This window comes from Labrys sp. (in: a-proteobacteria), from assembly GCF_047605565.1.
Taxonomy (GTDB): Bacteria; Pseudomonadota; Alphaproteobacteria; order Rhizobiales; family Labraceae; genus Labrys; species Labrys neptuniae.
In genome coordinates this window covers 86,844-103,257 of sequence record NZ_JASGFM010000003.1, presented here as the reverse complement: position 1 = coordinate 103,257, position 16,414 = coordinate 86,844, and the positions used below count along the sequence as shown (strand labels likewise).

Here is a 16,414-nt window from a genome sequence, read left to right as displayed (position 1 = left end):
ATGAACGGGCTCACCTTCGACATAGCCCATGTCCTGGCCGGCGGCCTGGTGCTGGTGAGCTTCATGATGCTCTACCAGAACCGCCTCTACGCGCTGCTCAATATTTTTGCGCTGCAGGCCGTGGTGCTGTCGCTGTCAGTGGCCTGGCAAGCCTGGGTTCAAGGCGCGACACACCTTTACGTCACCGCGGTGATCGCCCTCATCTTCAAGGCGATCATCATTCCCGTCGCCTTGCATCGCATCATCGCCCGCCTCGGGATTCACCGGGAAGTGGAGACGGTCGTGGGCGTGGGATTGACCATGCTCGCGGGCATCGGCCTAGTGGCCCTATCCATGGTGATCATGCTGCGCGTCACGGCCGGCGCCGATCCCCTGGCACGTGAGGACCTTTCCTTCGCTCTCTCGGTCGTCCTGCTCGGTTTTCTCATGATGGTGACACGCCGCAACGCCGTCAGCCAGGTGGTGGGCTTCATGTCGATCGAGAACGGCCTGATCCTCGCCGGCACCGGGGCAAAGGGCATGCCCCTGGTGGTCGAGATCAGTGTCGCCTTTTCGGTGCTGATTGCCCTTTTCGTCATCGGCATCTTCCTGTTTCGCATCAGCGAGCGCTTCGACACCGTGGATTCCAAGGCTCTCGACCGTTTTCAGGGAGAACGTCAATGAGCGGCCTTGCCCTGGACGGTTCGACATTGATTCTGATCATTCCGATATTGGCCGCCATCCTCATGGCGGTCCTGCCGGATTTCCGGCTGTCGGCGAGGCTGAACGCGCTTTCCGCCTTCCTGACCCTGGCGGCCGCATTCTCTCTCTTGTTCTACAGACCGGACCCAGGTTCCTTCATCGTGGTCGACGATCTCAATATCGTCTTCCTTCTCCTCAACACCTTCGTGGCTTTCACCACCAGCGTGTTCAGCGCCAGCTATATCGGCCATGAGCTGGAAATCGGCAGGCTGACGCCCTCGCATCTGCGCTTCTATCACGCGATGTACCAGGTCCTGCTCTTTGCGATGAACCTTGCTCTGCTGGCCAACAATATCGGCCTGATCTGGGTCGCCATCGAGGTTGCCACGCTGACCACCGTCCTGATGGTGGGGATCTACCAGACCCAGGAGGCCATCGAGGCGGCCTGGAAATACTTCATTCTCGGCAGTGTCGGTATTGCACTGGCCCTTTTTGGCACCATCCTGGTCTATATGGCAGCCCGCCCCATCGTGGGCGAAGGCGTGGACGGCATGGTCTGGACCGTTCTGCTGCGGCACGCCGCCGACTTCGATCCCTCGCTGCTCAATCTCGCCTTCATCTTCCTGCTGCTGGGTTACGGCACCAAAGCGGGCCTGGTGCCCCTGCACGCGTGGTTGCCCGACGCGCACGCCGAAGGGCCGACACCGATCTCGGCCGTGCTCTCCGGCCTGCTGCTCAATGTCGCCCTCTATGCGGTGCTGCGTTTCAAGCTCCTGCTCGCCGCCAACCCCGCGGCCATCGCGCCCGGTCCGATGCTGGTGACGATGGGGCTCGTCTCGCTCATCTTCGCCGGCTTCATGCTCTATCGGCGCCGCGACATGAAGCGCATGTTCGCCTTCTCCTCCATCGAGCACATGGGCATCATCGCCTTTGCTTTTGGCATGGGAGGCCCGCTCGCCAATTTTGCCGGCCTCCTGCACATGACCATGCACAGCCTGACGAAATCGGCGATCTTCTTTGCCGTCGGTCATGTCGCCCAAGCCAAAAGCACCCAGAAGATGGCCGAGATCGGCGGCCTGACCCAGAGCCACCCACCGCTCGGCTGGGGGCTGGTCTTGGGTGTGCTCGCCATCGCCGGCCTGCCGCCGTTCGGGGTATTCATGAGCGAATTCCTGATCGTGAGCGCCACGTTTGGGCGGCAACCCCTGCTGGCCTTGGCGCTGGTGATGGGATTGCTGGTCGCCTTCGGAGCTCTGATCCTGCGCATGCAAGGGCTGGCCTTCGGCGCCCCGAAAGGAACGATGGCGGCGGTCAAGGCATCCTATGTTCCCCTGGCCCTCCATCTGGCCCTGGTCTTGATCGCAGGCTTCTATCTGCCTGCACCGCTGGTTGCCTGGTTCCAGCACGTCGCGAACATGCTTGGTTAGGATGCACGCCATGGCAACGCTCCAAGAGCTGCTGACCGCCAATCCTGCGCCTGGGGCGCATCTTTCCTGGCCCCACATCACGGCCGACGATGCCCTGTGGCACGACCTGGCCGAACAACTGCAACAGGGTGCCGTCACGCTGCTGGGTCTATGGGGGGAAAATCGGCAGAGTGGTGGCGTCGTTCGCGTCGCGGTGGTCGATGAAGCGCAGCGGACGGGGGCGGTGGTCACCCATGATTGCCCGGGTGGTCAATATCCTGCCTTGAGCAAGTCTCACCCGCCGGCGATGCGCCTGGAACGCACCGTGCGCGATCTCTTCGGGTTGCTGCCGATCGGCCTGCCTGACACGAGGCCATGGCTCGATCACGGAATGTGGCCGGTGCGGCATCCGCTCGGCGGCCAGACCCCTTCCCCCGCATTGGCCGTGCCCTATCCCTTCCTCGGCGCGCAAGGCGAAGGCCTGCACCAGATCCCTGTGGGTCCTGTCCATGCCGGCGTGATCGAGCCGGGACATTTCCGATTCACGGCCGGCGGCGAGACCGTCGTTCGGCTCGAGGAACGGCTTGGTTACACCCACAAGGGCGTGGAAGGGCTGATGATCGGTGCCGATCTCAACCGGGCAGCCCAACTGGCCGGGCGCGTGTCCGGCGACAGCACCGTCGCCTATGCCTTGGCCTTTGCGAATGCTGTTGAAGCCATCCACGACGACACAGTGCCGGCACGTGCTGTATGGCTGCGTGGCCTCATGGCCGAACTCGAGCGGCTCGCCAATCATTTCGGCGACATCGGGGCCATCTGCAACGATGCCGCCTTCGCCTTGATGCACGCGCATTGCAGTGTACTGCGCGAACGCGTCCTGCGCACCGCGATGAGCTGCTTCGGGCACCGGCTAATGATGGATCGCATCATTCCCGGCGGCGTCAGCAACGATTTGGTCGCGGACGGGGAGGTCGCGCTAAAGGACCTCCTGGCAGAAATTCGCCGCGTCTTTCCGGCGCTCGTGGAGCTCTACGACAATACGGCCTCGCTGCAGGACCGGACGGTAGGAACCGGAATCGTCGATCCCGCATTGGCACGCCAATACGGATGCGGCGGTTTCATCGGCCGGGCGTCGGGTCGGCGTTTCGACACGCGTCGCGTCCTGCCCTATCCCCCCTATGACGATCTACGGTTCGAAATACCCGTCCTTTCCGATGGCGACGTCAATGCCCGGGTCTGGATCCGGATCAGGGAGGTCGAGCAGAGCCTGTCGCTGATCGACCAGATCCTCGAGCGCCTCCCCCCAGGCCCCGTCCACGCCGATCTATCCCAGGCAAGAGCCGGCGAGGCGATGGCCCTGGTGGAGGGTTTTCGCGGCGATATCCTCGTCTGGGTCAGCCTCGATGAGCACGGACGAATCCGCCGCTGCCATCTGCGCGATCCGTCCTGGTTCCAATGGCCTCTGCTCGAAGCGGCGATCGACGGCAACATCGTGGCCGATTTTCCGCTCTGCAACAAATCCTTCAACTGTTCCTATTCCGGACATGATCTGTGAGGTTCCGGTCATGAGACGTTTGCTGTTCGATACATTGCGCAAAGCCCCGCTCACCGAACCGGCCCCCTCCCCCCACGACCCGGAAATCGCCGGCCTCATTGCTCAACTGGGCCGGTCTGCCCAGGCGCGCCTGGGCCGGAGCCTCGCCATCCGCGAGGTCGACGCCGGCTCCTGCAATGGCTGCGAGCTTGAGATCAACGCTCTTGGCAACGCCTTCTACGATTTCGAGCGCTTCGGCCTGCATCTCGTGGCCTCGCCACGGCACGCCGACGTGCTGTTGGTTACAGGACCTGTGACGCTGAACATGCGCGAGGCGTTGCAAAGGACCTATGAGGCCATGCCCTCGCCCAAATGGGTCGTTGCTGCCGGAGGATGTGCGCTGGATGGCGGCCTGTTCGCGGGTAGCTATGCCTGCGCGAAGGGGGTATCCGACGTCATACCCGTCGATCTCCATATCCCCGGCTGTCCGCCCACACCCACCGCGCTTCTCAAAGGCCTTCTGGCGCTTTTGAGCCGAACGCAGATGTAATCGTCACAGCCACGAGAGGGCGGTTGCGCGCACTTCAGCGGCGCAGTGAATGATTGAGCGCGGCCTGGATGATTTACTCCTCTTGCGGCCTGCACCTGCTTATTGCTATATATAGCATTATCATTGATGTTTTAAACATCAAACTGGCGTCCGTTCTGCGCTGGTTTTGTATGGTGGAGGCAACAAGTCTGCCGATCGCCAGCACGCTCAATCGGGGTTCAATGCGTCAGATCGATCTCATCGACTCAAAATCGGGCGTGGTCGCGATTTACGAAGATCGTCGAGGCGGCCGTATCTATCTGGAAGGTAGCGCCATTCAGACCTACGCCGACCCGGATGGAACCAGCCTGTTGTCCTATGTTCGCCTGATGGCGGATGTCCTCTCTCCCTGCAAAGAGGTCCTGGTGCAGGGCTGTGCCGGCGGCTCACTGGCGACGATGCTCCACCGATCCGGCAAGCGCGTGACCGTTGTCGACAACAATCCGGAGAGTTTTCGCATCGCACGCCACTATTTTGGCATGGCGCCAGCCATACGATGTGTGGCAGCGGATTTTCGAGATTACCTGGAAACGGAGAGCGCCCAATTTGACGGCATCGCGGTCGACATCGGTGGGCCGACCGTCGCCTTCCAGGATCTGTTCGATGCGCCGACCTGCGAGGCAATCTGCAAGAGGCTAAGCCCAGCCGGCCGCCTGGCCATGAACCTGATCATTCCCGAGGCCGCCGATACGCTCGCCGATCATATCGCCTCAGGGCTCATGGCCGAAGGTGCCGGCCTGTGGATCTACGACCAGATCGGAGAGCGGGACTTCAACGCCGTGCTTGTTCGCCTCCCGCCCACTGAGCATCACAACCTGCGAGATGAGGTATACGGGACTGCCTTGGACAATGTTCCTTGGACGAAAAGGCCTCCGCGCAGCCCCTTGGCCCCCTATCATCACAGACAAAAAACACCCGTGAGCGGGTTGGAGCGGCAACTGGCCGAATTGTTCATGCAGCGCATGTTCGACATCGGACCAGCCTCGGACGAACGGCCTCTCGCTGCACGATAGTCTGCTCGACCAACATTAGATGGAGTGGCCATGGCCAACGACAATGAAGATTATATCTATGATGAGGCGAGCGGCGAATGGCTGCCCGCTTCGCAAGTAAAGGCCGCCGCTGAGGCCAGCCAAAAAACGGTTCGTGACTCGGCTGGCAATGTCCTTGCCGATGGCGACGCGGTCACCCTCATCAAGGATCTCAAGGTCAAGGGAACCAGTCTCACCTTGAAGCAGGGGACGGTGGTCCGGTCGATCCGCCTCACTGACAACGATGAGGAGATCGACTGCCGCTATGAAGGAATCAAGGGCCTGGTTCTGCGCACGGAGTTCGTGCGCAAGCGTTGATGGGTCGCGGCGCCATCTTTGAGGGCAGCCGCATCTCCATTTCCGCACTTAGCCTGGAAGGCGGCCATTGTCGCAATGCTGATCTTGCCCAGGCATGCTGTGGCATTGATCCAAATCAATGCCACGCCAATGAGTTCATGCCCGATCTCTATGCAGGAACTCAATGATGGCGCTGCCACATGGGAAAAACCGATAATCTGGTTCGAAAATGCAACGACATGATCGCGGAAGGTCTGGATTTCCCGACGATATGGGAAGCATATCTGAGGCGCCACGCTGCCGTGATCGGCCCGCCGATCCAAGGCTATCGGGACAATGAGCCCATTCTGACCATCCCCCTGTTTTATCGACAGACATTGGTCTTTCTTTCAACGAACGGTCGGTTCGTGATCGAATGAAGGGTCGCAGAGTCACCTTCGAACGCTTGTCTGGTCGATGCACGGCAGGGCGGTCGCCGAGAAGCTGGTGATGCTGGATGGACGCGGTTGAGTATCCCGAGCAGCATTCGGCACATTATCCGCATATGGAGGGAGGCACCGTGCAGTTGCTAGCCCGTTTCGAGGGCATCCATGGCAGGATCTTCGTCATCGAGGAGAAAGCCACGGGTGCCCGTCGGTACTATGAGGGAGGCTCCTTCCAGAGCCATGCCTGGCGGTCCGGAGAGAGCTGCTTCACCTATGTTCACCTGATGAAGGCTCTCCTGCAGCCGGCCAGAGACGTTCTGGTGCTTGGTTGTGCCGGCGGCACGCTGGCCACGATGCTGCATCGGCAGGGTAAGTCCGTTACAGTCATCGACAGAAACCCGCTGAGCTTCACGCTTGCGCGCGAATATTTCTGGATGCCGTCGGACGTTCGATGCATCGCCGCCGATTTCAAGGATTTCATCACCTACAATCGGGATTGCTTCGATGCGATTGCCGTCGACGTCGGTGGCCCCGGATTCGACTACGCCACCGAGTTCGACGAAATGACCTGCCGCACTCTCCTCGGCCGTTTGGGCCACAGTGGCCGGATCGCCATGAATGTTCTGATCGAGTACGGGATGGATCTGCTTCCGGACATCGCCGGCAAGCGACTTGCCGGCCCTGGCTTGCAGACCTGGATCATTGACGAGGTCGTTAGGGAACCGGACCGCAATGCGGTGATCGCCTGTGTTCCAGAAGGCCATCTAGACATTCAATGGCAGATTTTGCCGGACACGGTTGCCACCGACGCAGCGCGATGGCTTGTCAGGCGTTCGCACCTGGAAAGCGCTGACAAATATGCACGCTGAAGGGCCTGGCGGGCTATTGGCGAAATCTCCAATCGGGTTCTCCATCCGGGAAGGACAAGAGGGCTGGCGATTGAATTTTCCTCCTAAGGAGAGGCGGCAAGTCAACCGCCATCATGCAATCGGCCAGCCAACTGCGGCAGCGAAGATTGTAGAACCGAGCCGAGCGTCAGCACCACCCGGATTTCATTCGATCAATTACGCCAGCCGGCAATCGCGAGGGCAATACCCAAGATCGAGGTGCCTGCAATGATCATCGTGAGCATGAGAACTTCACCGCCTGACATGGATCTTCCCTACTGAATGGAGCGGATGGAACAGGCGCCATTCCTGCCGACTATGTGCAGCAATCGCGCCTGAAACAGGAAGACACAGGGCGTCGCCATTCGCGTTGATCCAGATCAATGCTCATCAACGATTGTTCCACCATGCGTTACATCTGAGTTGTTCAGCCTTAGCAAAAGGCCTATAGAGTCCGAACGATGCAACCTCCTGTGTAGCGAAAAAGAGCAATATGGGCAGCATACGGCACCGTAGCCTTAGCAAGACCTACATCAAGGAGTGGCGACTGAAGCGAGGGCTGTCTTTGCGCAGGCTCGAGGATCGTCTTGAAACACTGCCGGACGGCAAACCCATGATCACGCATGTCTCGATCAACCGGATCGAGATGAGCAAGCAACCCTATAGCCAGGAGGTTCTGGAAGCTTTGGCGGCGGCTCTTGAGTGCACACCGGCTGAACTCATCAGTGTCGACCCGAACAGCGAAAATGAGATGCTGGCGCTTTTGCGTCGGCTACCGGCAGACAAATATCGGCAGGCCATCAATTTCATCAAGTTTCTTGGAGAGGCAAACTGACAATGCCCAGGATCACACGCTATCTCGCGCTTCCCTTTATCCGCACTCTTGATGGAGATCTTCTCGCCCAATCTGCCATCGACATGCCCGATGAGCCGAAGGCAAGGGAGATGGCCTCAACGATGGTCGGGACGTCAGCCACGATCGCGAGGGGCGTGGGGCCGGGATTCGATGCGGTCACCTATGTCGGGGCCATGGCCCTGTCCCGCACGGTGAATCGGGACGCCGGTGGTTTTGAAGGCGCGGTGGTCCTGGCGCGTTATGGCCAGACCCCAGCCAATCTGAGCGGCATCCTGTGATATTTCGAAAAGACCCCATCGAGCGTGTCTGCCGGGCTTTGTGCCGTCACCATGGTCACTCTGGCAGCAGTCGGTTCGATGGCAAGCCCGTGTGGGAAGCATATCGCGACGAAGCCATCGCCGTGCTTTGGGCACTGAAGGATGGCGATAAGCTCCCCAATGGTCTTCTTGTGAAGAAGGACGAGCGCCGGGGGCTCTGATCTTTTGACGAGGCGCGGAGTTGCAGAACCGCCGCATGGGTCGCCGCGCAAGTTAGAATCTCTATAAATCATTGCTATTGCAGGGTTTTTCCTCATCCTCTAGGTTGGGATTGCTTCACCTTCAGGAGCATTGTTCTTCTTATCTATGTTGCGGGCTGGCGTGGACAGGCTGTCTCTCGGAAAACTGATCAGTGCCTTTGCGAAGATGCGGCCGCGGCTGCAGGCGGTGGCCAAGGCACGCACCGGTTGCTCGGCGACAGCCGAGGACTTGATGCAGGACACCTGGCTGAAACTGGAAAACGCCGGTCTGGAAGACAATGCGATCCGCAATCCGGCCGGGTTCATCACCCGCGTTGCGCAGCATGCCGTCACCAGCCATCTGCGCAACCAGCGCAGGCGCAATGAAATCGACGATGAACTCACCGACATCTTGTGGGAAAACTGCGACCTGGTTTCGCCGGAACGGGTGCTGATCGGCCGCCAAAATCTGAAGGCAGTCAGGAAGGCCTTGGACGAACTGCCGGAAAAAACCCGCACGATCTTCCTGATGAACCGGATCGACGGCATATCGCATCGCCAGCTGGCAGAACTGCACGGCATCACGAGCGAGGCGGTCTATTATCATATCCGCCGGGCCCTGGAACACCTTGCCGATCTGCGCGGCGAACTCGCCGACTGAGAAATTTTCCGGATCGTGTTTAGGTGGCGGGTGCGTTCACGCGTCAATAGGTTAGAACAGCTCGAATCGAGTCCCTATCCGCACCGGCTTTCGAGCGCATGGACGAGCACAAGCAACGCAAGGACATTGAACGCCGCATCGGCCTGGACGCACGCGATTGGATCGTGCGGTTGACCTCGGGCAATGTCAGCGACGCCGACCTCCAGCGTTTCAAGGCCTGGCGGGACCTGTCTCCCGATCACAAGCTGGCTTTCGAGCGCGAGCGTTCGTTCTGGCAGCAACTACAGGCCATCGATACCGGGTCGGCCGGCATGCCTTTGCCGGCTGCCGCCGAGCCGAGCCGCCATGTCCTGATGGGGCGGCGCAGCTTTGTCATCGGCGGTGCGGCTGTGGCTGCCGCAGCCATCGGCCTCGTGGCCGTACCGAGGCTGCAAGTCTGGTGGAACGCCGACCTCTCGACAGCCGTCGGCGACCAGCGCGAGTTCACCCTGCCGGATGGGTCGGTCGCCACCCTCAACACGGATAGTGCCGTCAGCATCGGCTACCGGCCTGGCCTCAGACTGGTCGAGCTGCTGAAAGGCGAAGCCGAATTCAAGGTCGCTCCGGATCGGAACTCGGTGTTCCGGGTGGCGGCGCTGGGCGGCAACAGCACCGCCAAAGCGGGCCGCTTCTCGGTCGGGATCTTGGAGGATGTGGCAACGGTTACCTCCGCCGAAGGGCGCATCGACGTTGCCGGCCCGGCCAGCCCGACCGCAACCGACGATCCCGGCGTCACGGGCGTCGAGGTGGCTGCGAACCAGCAAACCCTGTATGCGCGGGGAGAAGCGCCGCGACCGGCCCAGTCCGCCGATGTCCAGGCGGCGCTCGCATGGCGGAAAGGCCGCATCATCTTCGAGGGGCGGCCGTTTTCCCGGGCGATGGCCGAACTCGGCCGCTATGTCCCCGAACGGATCGTGATCCGGCCCGGCATCGATCGATCCGTCCCCGTCAGTGCGGTCTTCTCGACGGCGGAAGCATTTGCTGCCGTCCAGGCGCTGGCGAAAACCCAGGGGCTGTCGGTGCGTCGGATTCCCGGTGTCCTGCTCCTGATTTCCTGACGCGGCATCCCTTCAAAAAAATTGAGACGCCGTCTTTAGGCGATCGCCTCGCTCGCGCGTCAATATGGCGAAGGGCCGAGGCAGCACACACCCACTCCCTTCATTTGAGCCCGCGAGGGCTGTTTCCAGGGGACATGTTGAGGGGGCTCGGTGGTGCACGGCAGGATAGCGAAGGGATCGAGGCGAAGCGCGCCTAGCGGTCTGGTGACGAAGCTCCTGGTGAGCGCGGCGTTTTGTGCAGTGCCGGCACTGCTCGTACCGATGTCACCGGCTGCCGCCCAGACCGCAATCACGCATAACTTCAACATTCCCAGCCAGCCGCTGGCCCGGGCCTTGCGTATGCTTGCAGACCAATCCGGCGTTCAGATCGCCTACAAGACCTCCATCGCGGCAAATACGCGCGCACCGAGCGTAACCGGCGGCATGACCACGCAGGCAGCGCTGGCCCGGCTTCTTTCGAACTCGGGGCTTGGCTATTCCTTTACCGGCGGCAATGCCGTGACCCTGCTTGCCATGTCGGCGGAGCCCGCCGGCGGCGAAAGCGCGGATGGGGCGATCCTCCTCGATCCCGTCATCGTCGAAGCCAAGGGCACTGCGGCGATTCAGCAGGACGGGCTCGCAAAGGATGGCTACCGCACGAACACCATCTCCTCGCTGGGGCCCCTGGGACAGACATCCATCCGGGATACGCCCTTTTCGGTCAGCGTCGTGCCGCGCGAGCTCATTCAGAATATCCAGGCCCAGTCTCCCGACGACATCTTCCGGATCAGCCCGACGACCCGTATTCAGACGCCGCAGGCGTCGGGATGGTCGCCGATGGTCAACATGCGCGGCTTCACCACCTATGACACGGCCGAGGACGGCCTGCGGCGTTCCTATAGTCACGCGACCAATCTCGAGGACAAGGAGCGTATCGAAGTCCTCACCGGGCTTTCGGGATTCCTGTATGGGGCCGCTGCCCCGGCCGGCATGATCAACTATGTCTACAAGCGCCCGACGATCGAGCGCCTGAACAGCCTGACCATCGGCACCTATGGCGCCGAGCAGAAATACATCCACGGCGATTTCGGCGGCCGCATCGATCCCGAAGGCCGTGCCGGCTATCGCCTCAACATCGTCAAGCAAGGCGGCGATACCGCGATAGACGACCAGAACATCAATCGGTTCCTCGTCAGCGGGGCCATCGATTGGGACATTACCGACAGGTTGAAGCTGGAACTCAACGCGTCCTACAGCAAGTACAAGACGGACGTTCCCAATTCCTACTGGTTTTTCAATCCCGGCGTTCCCCATGGCTCGGCGCCGGACGCCAGCAGGAACTGGAGCCAGCCCTGGGTTCGCGATGAATTCGAGAAGACGCGCCTTTCCGGCAAGCTGACCTACAAACTCAACGACTTCATCACGCTGCGCGGCGCCTATATGCGTGAATATCTCGATCGGCCGGTCCAGGACCACACGATGAATTCGGTGCGGTCGCCGGGGGAATATTATCAGATCGGGATTCACTCGGGCAAAACCAAGAACATCTTCGACGCGGCGCAGGCCTTTGCGGATGTCACGTTCGATACCGGGCCGATTTCCCACAAGGTCACCGCCGGCTACCATATGTATTCGGATCGGGCCTGGCAGACGCCCTACAGCCCGAACACAGGCTGGATCGGGCCGTTTCCGATGTCCTCGCCCGTCCACCTTCCCAGGCCGACCTTCCCAGTCGATACTTCGTCGCCCTACTACCAGGGCTATGTGCGCAATCATAACTTCGTCATCGGCGACCAGATCGAATTCAACGAGCGCTGGTCGGCTTTGGTGGGCGTCAACTACAGCCGCATCATGAGTCGCTCGCTCGACATAACAGGCACGCGCACCCAGCCCGACTACGACGAGGGGCGGCTCTCGCCCTCGGCCTCGCTCCTTTTCAAGCCCGTGCCGTGGATGACGGTCTATGGCAGCTACATCGAGGGCCTGGAGCAGGGCGGCGTCGCCCCAGACACGAGCAGCAATTACGGGCAGGTCATGGCCCCGATGGTGAGCAAGCAAAAGGAGATCGGCGTCAAGGCGGAAGTGGGCGGCATGCTCCTGACCGGCGCCTTGTTCGATATCGAAAAGGCCTATGAATTCACCAATGCGAGCGGCGTCTACACCCAGGACGGGCGGCAGCGGCATCGCGGCGTGGAGGTCACGGCAACGGGCAAGGTAACCGACGAACTCACGCTTCTGGGCGGCGTCACCGTGCTGGATGCCAAGGTGGAGGGCGGCGAATTTGACGGCAAACAGCCGATGAACGTGGCCAAGGTGCTGGCAAAGCTCTATCTCGAATATGAGATTCCCGCCATTCAGGGCCTCGTGCTGACTGGCGGCGTCTACTACACCGGCAAGCAATGGGCGAACGATGTCAATGACGACCGCCTTGCCGCCTATACTACCCTCGATGTCGGCATGCGCTACACGACCGAGCGGTTCGGCAATCCGCTGACCTTGCGGCTGAATGTCAGCAACGTGACCAACAAGAACTACTGGCAGAACAGCTATTATCTGGGAGCCCCGAGAACGGTCGCGTTTTCTGCCCAGATGAAGTTCTGATGGGGATGCAGCCTATAGGCTTGTCCCGCCGGGCCCTTCTCGGCGGAGCGGCAGCGATGTGCCTTGCCCGTGCCGCGCATTCGTCCGAGGAGCCTGCCAGGCGGCCCCTGGCGATAGACTGGGTGAGCGGGCAGAACCTGCTCGCCCTGGGTATCGCGCCTCTCGCCATGCCTGAAATCGAACGCTACTCCCAATTGGTGGTGGAACCGGCGCCAGCATCGGACATGCGCGAACTAGGCCTGCGGTCGGAGCCCAATCTCGAGCTGATCCATCGCCTGAAGCCCAAACTGGTGGTCATGAATGGCGACCTCGCGCCGATGCGGGAGCGCCTGGCGGCCATCGCGCCGATATGCTCCTTCGATCCCGATCATTTTGGGGAATCCGGCCGCCTGGCGCACGCCCGCCTGGCTCTTTCGGCCCTTGCCGGGCAGCTCGGCGCGTCGGATGCGTTCGAGCGTTTCATGCAATCGCTGGACGCGGAACTGGCGGCGGGAAAACGGCTGATGGCCCGATATGACCGTCGCCCCCTTTACGTGGCGACGGTGATCGATGGCAGGCGCCTGCTGATCTTCGGCAGGAACAGCCTTTTTCAGGACGTGCTCGATCATTTCGGCATCGAGAACGCCTGGGCTGGCTCCGTATCCCGCTATGGCCATACCACGGTCAGCGCCGATCGGCTGGCGGCTCGCCCCGATGCGCGGCTGCTCTGCGTGGGCGACACCAGCCGCGATACGTTGAAGAGCCTGCTGGAATCTCCCGTCATCGCCAGCCTGCCCTTCGTGAAGCAGAACCGTATCGTGCGCATTCCGGACGTCCTCTTCTACGGAGGCCTGCCACCCGTGCGCCGCTTCGCGCGGCTGGTATCCGCCGCTCTTTCGGCAGGTGGACCGAATGGCTAGGCCGCATGCCGTTACGCCAATCCCGGCACTTCTTCTTGCGATCCTGGCCCTGTCCCTCGCCGCCTTCAACGTCAAGGGGCTGCTGTCGGACAACGCCTCGTGGGGCTCGATCGTTTTTCCGGATCCCGATGTCACGGCGCAGATGATGCTGCATCACACCGTGCTTCCCCGCATCGTCGTCGGCCTGATGGTCGGAGCCGGGCTTGGGCTTGCCGGCGCCGTCCTGCAACGCATTCTGCGCAACCCCCTGGCCGAGCCAGCCACGCTCGGCATTTCGGCCGGCGCCTATCTCGTTCTGTCCATCGTCACCCTGTGGTTTCCGGCATGGCTTACATTCGGCCGCGAGTGGATTGCCTTTGCCGGCGCCGCCCTGGCCCTTCTTGCGGTCCTCTCCCTGTCCTGGCGCAAGGGGCTGTCGCCCGTCACCGTGACCCTGGCCGGCATGATCGTCAGCCTCTATTGCGGGGCGGTCAGCGCCGCGCTGACCTTGTTCAATCACGATTTTCTCACCGGCATCTTTCTCTGGGGCGCCGGCTATCTCGACCAGCAGGATTGGAGCGGGGTGCAGTTTCTGTACCCAAGGCTCCTGCTCGTCGCCATCCTCCTCGCCTTTCTCGTGCGCCCGCTGACATTGCTTGGCGTCGATGACGACAGCGCCAGGAGTCTCGGCCTGTCCGTTGCAGCCTATCGCCTGGTCGCGCTGGTCGCCGCGGCAGCCCTGGCGGCGATCGTCACTGCCTCGGTCGGCATCATCAGCTTCGTCGGGCTTGCCGGTCCTGCACTGGCACGCGCCTCCGGTGCCAGGCGGGCGGGCGAGCATCTGGCCTGGTCTGCACTGCTGGGGGCCTTGCTGCTCATGGCCACCGACCAGACCGTGCTCTCCTTGCCCGTGACCTACCGCCTGTTTCCGACGGGAGCGGCGACGGCCCTGCTGGGCGCTCCGCTGCTGTTCATGCTGATCAGGCGCCTGAAACTGCTGGCTCCCCCGCACATGGCGCCAGGCGCGGTTCCGGGCAGGCTGAGACATCCGGCCGTCGCACTCTTCCTATTGGCGACGCTGCTCGTCCCCGCCTTCTGGCTGGCATTGTCTCTGGGGCGGGGACCAGATGGCTGGTCGTTCGCGGCGAGAGAGGAGATCGTACCCTTTCTGGATTGGCGGGGGCCTCGCGCCCTCGCCGCCTTCAGCGGAGGATCCATGCTGGCCCTGGCCGGCGCCATCCTTCAGCGCGTGACGGGCAACCCCATGGCCTCACCCGAGGTGCTCGGTGTTTCTTCCGGCGCAATGCTGGGCGTGATCCTTCTGCTCCTGACGGCAACTGCCCCGACCCGCGCCGAGCAGATAGCCGCCGGTGCTGCCGGTGCCCTGGCCGTCCTCTTCCTGATGCTCGGCCTATCACGCAAACCCGGCTTTTCCGGTGATCGAATGCTGCTGATCGGTATCACGTTGGGAGCCGTTTCCGGCTTCGTCATGGCCGTATTGATGACGTCGCAGGATCCGCGCCTCGATCAATTGCTGGCCTGGCTGTCGGGCTCGACCTATGCGGTGCGGCGGGCAGAGGCCCTGCTGTCGGCGGCCCTGCTGGCCCTTGCTCTCGCCTCCATACCCCTCATCCGGCGCTGGCTCGAACTGCTCCCGCTCGGCCTTGCCACGGCGACGGCCTCGGGCATGCCCATCGCCCATAGCCGCAACATCCTGTTCTCGATCTCGGCCCTGCTCACGGCAGGGGCGACCATCCTGGTCGGCCCCTTGAGCTTTGCCGGGCTGATGGGGCCGCATATCGCCCGCCTTGCCGGCTTTCATCGGGCGGGCATGCAGCTCGCGGCATCGGCCATCATTGGCGGCCTCATCCTTCTGGTCGCCGATTGGCTCGGCCGCAACATCATTTTTCCATTCCAGATCCCTGCCGGCCTGTTCGCCACCATGGTCGGCGGGCCCTTCCTGTTGGTGCTGATCGCGAGGCGAGGATGAGCAAGCAAGGCGACGGCTTCCGCATGATGCGTGTCGTGGGCGTCGAACGTATCGCGCCGCACATGCAGCGCCTGCGCCTGGCCGGTGACGATCTCGCCCATTTCGACACGCTCGGCAATCTGCATGTCCGGCTCCATGTCGAAGCGCGGCACAAGGCGGAAGCCGGGACGCCTGTTGAGGGGGCTGGCGACGGCCCTCGTCGAAAGGGCGCCTCGTCGAACGTGGTGACGCGCTACTACACGATCCGGCGCATCGACGCCGCCACCGGCTGGCTCGACATCGATTTCGTGCTGCATGCCCATGCGGGCCCCGCCTGCAATTTCGCCTTGCAGGCAAAGCCTGGCGACATCTGCGGTATTTCCGGGCCTTGTGGTCTCGGCGTCAAGAAGGCGAGCCGCTACCTCCTGGCGGGCGATGAAACGGCGCTGCCCGCCATCGCGCGGATCGCGGAGACATTGCCGCCCGATGTTCGGGGCGATATCGTCATCGAAACATGCGGACCGGAAGACCGGCTGCCCTTCGCCGCACCGGCCGGCATGACGATCAGGTGGGTCGACCGGTGGCCAAGGGATCAGGGGCCGGGCAGAGGCTTCATCGAGTCCGTCAGGGAGAAGATCGAAGTCTGCGTGGGCTCAAAAGACTATTTCATCTGGCTGGCGGGAGAGTTCGGTGCCTACGAAGCCTTTCGCCCGCGCCTCGCTGCCATTCCGAAACCGCGCTACATCAATGTTTGTTACTGGCGGCGCTGATAGAAATAGGAACCGGTGGAACTGCTTCGTTCGCCTAAGTCGGCGATCAAGCACCATAAACCATCGGGGCAAATAGAGTCGGATGACGAGCGATTCATAGAAGAATTGGCAGCGTGTCGGGATATAATCATTACCTTCGATCATTTGAGAAACACCGCAACGCACTGGAAACCCTACTTTATAGTGATCCCGGATTATTGCTTCGTGCTGCCGCATTGCCTCCTACGATGCGACCGCTCGCCCGGAGAAAGCGCCTA

General features: G+C 61.8%; 16 protein-coding genes. All 16 read left to right on the top strand.

The features are described 5' to 3' along the window. Window positions 1-663: a hydrogenase-4 component E gene (locus QM672_RS04265; protein ID WP_149249274.1), complete on the top strand. Its 663-nt coding sequence runs from the start codon at window positions 1-3 to the stop codon at window positions 661-663. Then, the gene (locus QM672_RS04260) at window positions 660-2,108 is read left to right on the top strand and encodes a hydrogenase 4 subunit F (RefSeq protein ID WP_415080817.1); all 1,449 of its coding nucleotides are present in this window, start codon (window positions 660-662) and stop codon (window positions 2,106-2,108) included. The genes QM672_RS04265 and QM672_RS04260 overlap by 4 nt, the downstream gene beginning before the upstream one ends. A 10-nt stretch (window positions 2,109-2,118) precedes the next feature. Continuing rightward, complete coding sequence (locus QM672_RS04255) at window positions 2,119-3,642, top strand: hydrogenase expression protein HypE (RefSeq protein ID WP_415080815.1); 1,524 nt, start codon at window positions 2,119-2,121, stop codon at window positions 3,640-3,642. Window positions 3,643-3,652: 10 nt separating this feature from the next. Beyond that, complete coding sequence (locus QM672_RS04250; RefSeq protein ID WP_311937290.1) at window positions 3,653-4,171, top strand: NADH-quinone oxidoreductase subunit B family protein; 519 nt, start codon at window positions 3,653-3,655, stop codon at window positions 4,169-4,171. Between the two features lie 53 nt (window positions 4,172-4,224). Beyond that, window positions 4,225-5,223: a spermidine synthase gene (locus QM672_RS04245; protein ID WP_415080812.1), complete on the top strand. Its 999-nt coding sequence runs from the start codon at window positions 4,225-4,227 to the stop codon at window positions 5,221-5,223. 30 nt (window positions 5,224-5,253) lie between these two features. Further along, entirely contained in the window at window positions 5,254-5,559 is a 306-nt protein-coding gene (locus QM672_RS04240) for a zinc ribbon domain-containing protein YjdM (protein WP_149249269.1), read from the top strand. Window positions 5,560-5,738: 179 nt separating this feature from the next. Further along, on the top strand, window positions 5,739-5,957 hold the full coding sequence (locus QM672_RS04235) for a hypothetical protein (protein ID WP_311937299.1): 219 nt from the start codon (window positions 5,739-5,741) through the stop codon (window positions 5,955-5,957). 77 nt (window positions 5,958-6,034) lie between these two features. Further along, on the top strand, window positions 6,035-6,832 hold the full coding sequence (locus QM672_RS04230) for a class I SAM-dependent methyltransferase (RefSeq protein WP_367624831.1): 798 nt from the start codon (window positions 6,035-6,037) through the stop codon (window positions 6,830-6,832). 511 nt (window positions 6,833-7,343) lie between these two features. Next, window positions 7,344-7,685 carry a helix-turn-helix transcriptional regulator gene (locus QM672_RS04225; protein ID WP_311937305.1) on the top strand — a complete coding sequence of 114 codons (342 nt, stop codon included), beginning with the start codon at window positions 7,344-7,346 and terminating at the stop codon, window positions 7,683-7,685. Window positions 7,686-7,807: 122 nt separating this feature from the next. Next, window positions 7,808-7,984 carry a hypothetical protein gene (locus QM672_RS04220; protein WP_187829455.1) on the top strand — a complete coding sequence of 59 codons (177 nt, stop codon included), beginning with the start codon at window positions 7,808-7,810 and terminating at the stop codon, window positions 7,982-7,984. Window positions 7,985-8,344: 360 nt separating this feature from the next. After that, complete coding sequence (locus QM672_RS04215) at window positions 8,345-8,863, top strand: RNA polymerase sigma factor (RefSeq protein WP_311937310.1); 519 nt, start codon at window positions 8,345-8,347, stop codon at window positions 8,861-8,863. Window positions 8,864-8,961: 98 nt separating this feature from the next. Further along, on the top strand, window positions 8,962-9,960 hold the full coding sequence (locus QM672_RS04210; RefSeq protein ID WP_367624832.1) for a FecR family protein: 999 nt from the start codon (window positions 8,962-8,964) through the stop codon (window positions 9,958-9,960). Between the two features lie 204 nt (window positions 9,961-10,164). Next, complete coding sequence (locus QM672_RS04205) at window positions 10,165-12,540, top strand: TonB-dependent siderophore receptor (RefSeq protein ID WP_415080809.1); 2,376 nt, start codon at window positions 10,165-10,167, stop codon at window positions 12,538-12,540. After that, the gene (locus tag QM672_RS04200) at window positions 12,540-13,439 is read left to right on the top strand and encodes an ABC transporter substrate-binding protein (protein WP_394314282.1); all 900 of its coding nucleotides are present in this window, start codon (window positions 12,540-12,542) and stop codon (window positions 13,437-13,439) included. Before QM672_RS04205 ends, QM672_RS04200 begins: the two co-directional genes overlap by 1 nt. Further along, window positions 13,432-15,408 carry a Fe(3+)-hydroxamate ABC transporter permease FhuB gene (gene fhuB, locus QM672_RS04195; protein ID WP_415080806.1) on the top strand — a complete coding sequence of 659 codons (1,977 nt, stop codon included), beginning with the start codon at window positions 13,432-13,434 and terminating at the stop codon, window positions 15,406-15,408. The genes QM672_RS04200 and fhuB overlap by 8 nt, the downstream gene beginning before the upstream one ends. Then, entirely contained in the window at window positions 15,405-16,157 is a 753-nt protein-coding gene (locus QM672_RS04190) for a siderophore-interacting protein (RefSeq protein ID WP_311937323.1), read from the top strand. The genes fhuB and QM672_RS04190 overlap by 4 nt, the downstream gene beginning before the upstream one ends. Window positions 16,158-16,414 lie beyond the last annotated feature (257 nt).

Excerpts from the sequence above, each read along its gene's own strand:
- QM672_RS04255 (WP_415080815.1), top strand. The coding sequence starts at position 2,119 with ATGGCAACGCTCCAAGAGCTGCTGACCGCCAATCCTGCGCCTGGGGCG.
- QM672_RS04260 (WP_415080817.1), top strand. The coding sequence starts at position 660 with ATGAGCGGCCTTGCCCTGGACGGTTCGACATTGATTCTGATCATTCCG.
- QM672_RS04225 (WP_311937305.1), top strand. The coding sequence starts at position 7,344 with ATGGGCAGCATACGGCACCGTAGCCTTAGCAAGACCTACATCAAGGAG.
- QM672_RS04220 (WP_187829455.1), top strand. The coding sequence starts at position 7,808 with ATGGTCGGGACGTCAGCCACGATCGCGAGGGGCGTGGGGCCGGGATTC.
- QM672_RS04265 (WP_149249274.1), top strand. The coding sequence starts at position 1 with ATGAACGGGCTCACCTTCGACATAGCCCATGTCCTGGCCGGCGGCCTG.
- QM672_RS04210 (WP_367624832.1), top strand. The coding sequence starts at position 8,962 with ATGGACGAGCACAAGCAACGCAAGGACATTGAACGCCGCATCGGCCTG.
- fhuB (WP_415080806.1), top strand. The coding sequence starts at position 13,432 with ATGGCTAGGCCGCATGCCGTTACGCCAATCCCGGCACTTCTTCTTGCG.
- QM672_RS04230 (WP_367624831.1), top strand. The coding sequence starts at position 6,035 with ATGGACGCGGTTGAGTATCCCGAGCAGCATTCGGCACATTATCCGCAT.
- QM672_RS04250 (WP_311937290.1), top strand. The coding sequence starts at position 3,653 with ATGAGACGTTTGCTGTTCGATACATTGCGCAAAGCCCCGCTCACCGAA.
- QM672_RS04190 (WP_311937323.1), top strand. The coding sequence starts at position 15,405 with ATGAGCAAGCAAGGCGACGGCTTCCGCATGATGCGTGTCGTGGGCGTC.
- QM672_RS04200 (WP_394314282.1), top strand. The coding sequence starts at position 12,540 with ATGGGGATGCAGCCTATAGGCTTGTCCCGCCGGGCCCTTCTCGGCGGA.
- QM672_RS04240 (WP_149249269.1), top strand. The coding sequence starts at position 5,254 with ATGGCCAACGACAATGAAGATTATATCTATGATGAGGCGAGCGGCGAA.
- QM672_RS04235 (WP_311937299.1), top strand. The coding sequence starts at position 5,739 with ATGGGAAAAACCGATAATCTGGTTCGAAAATGCAACGACATGATCGCG.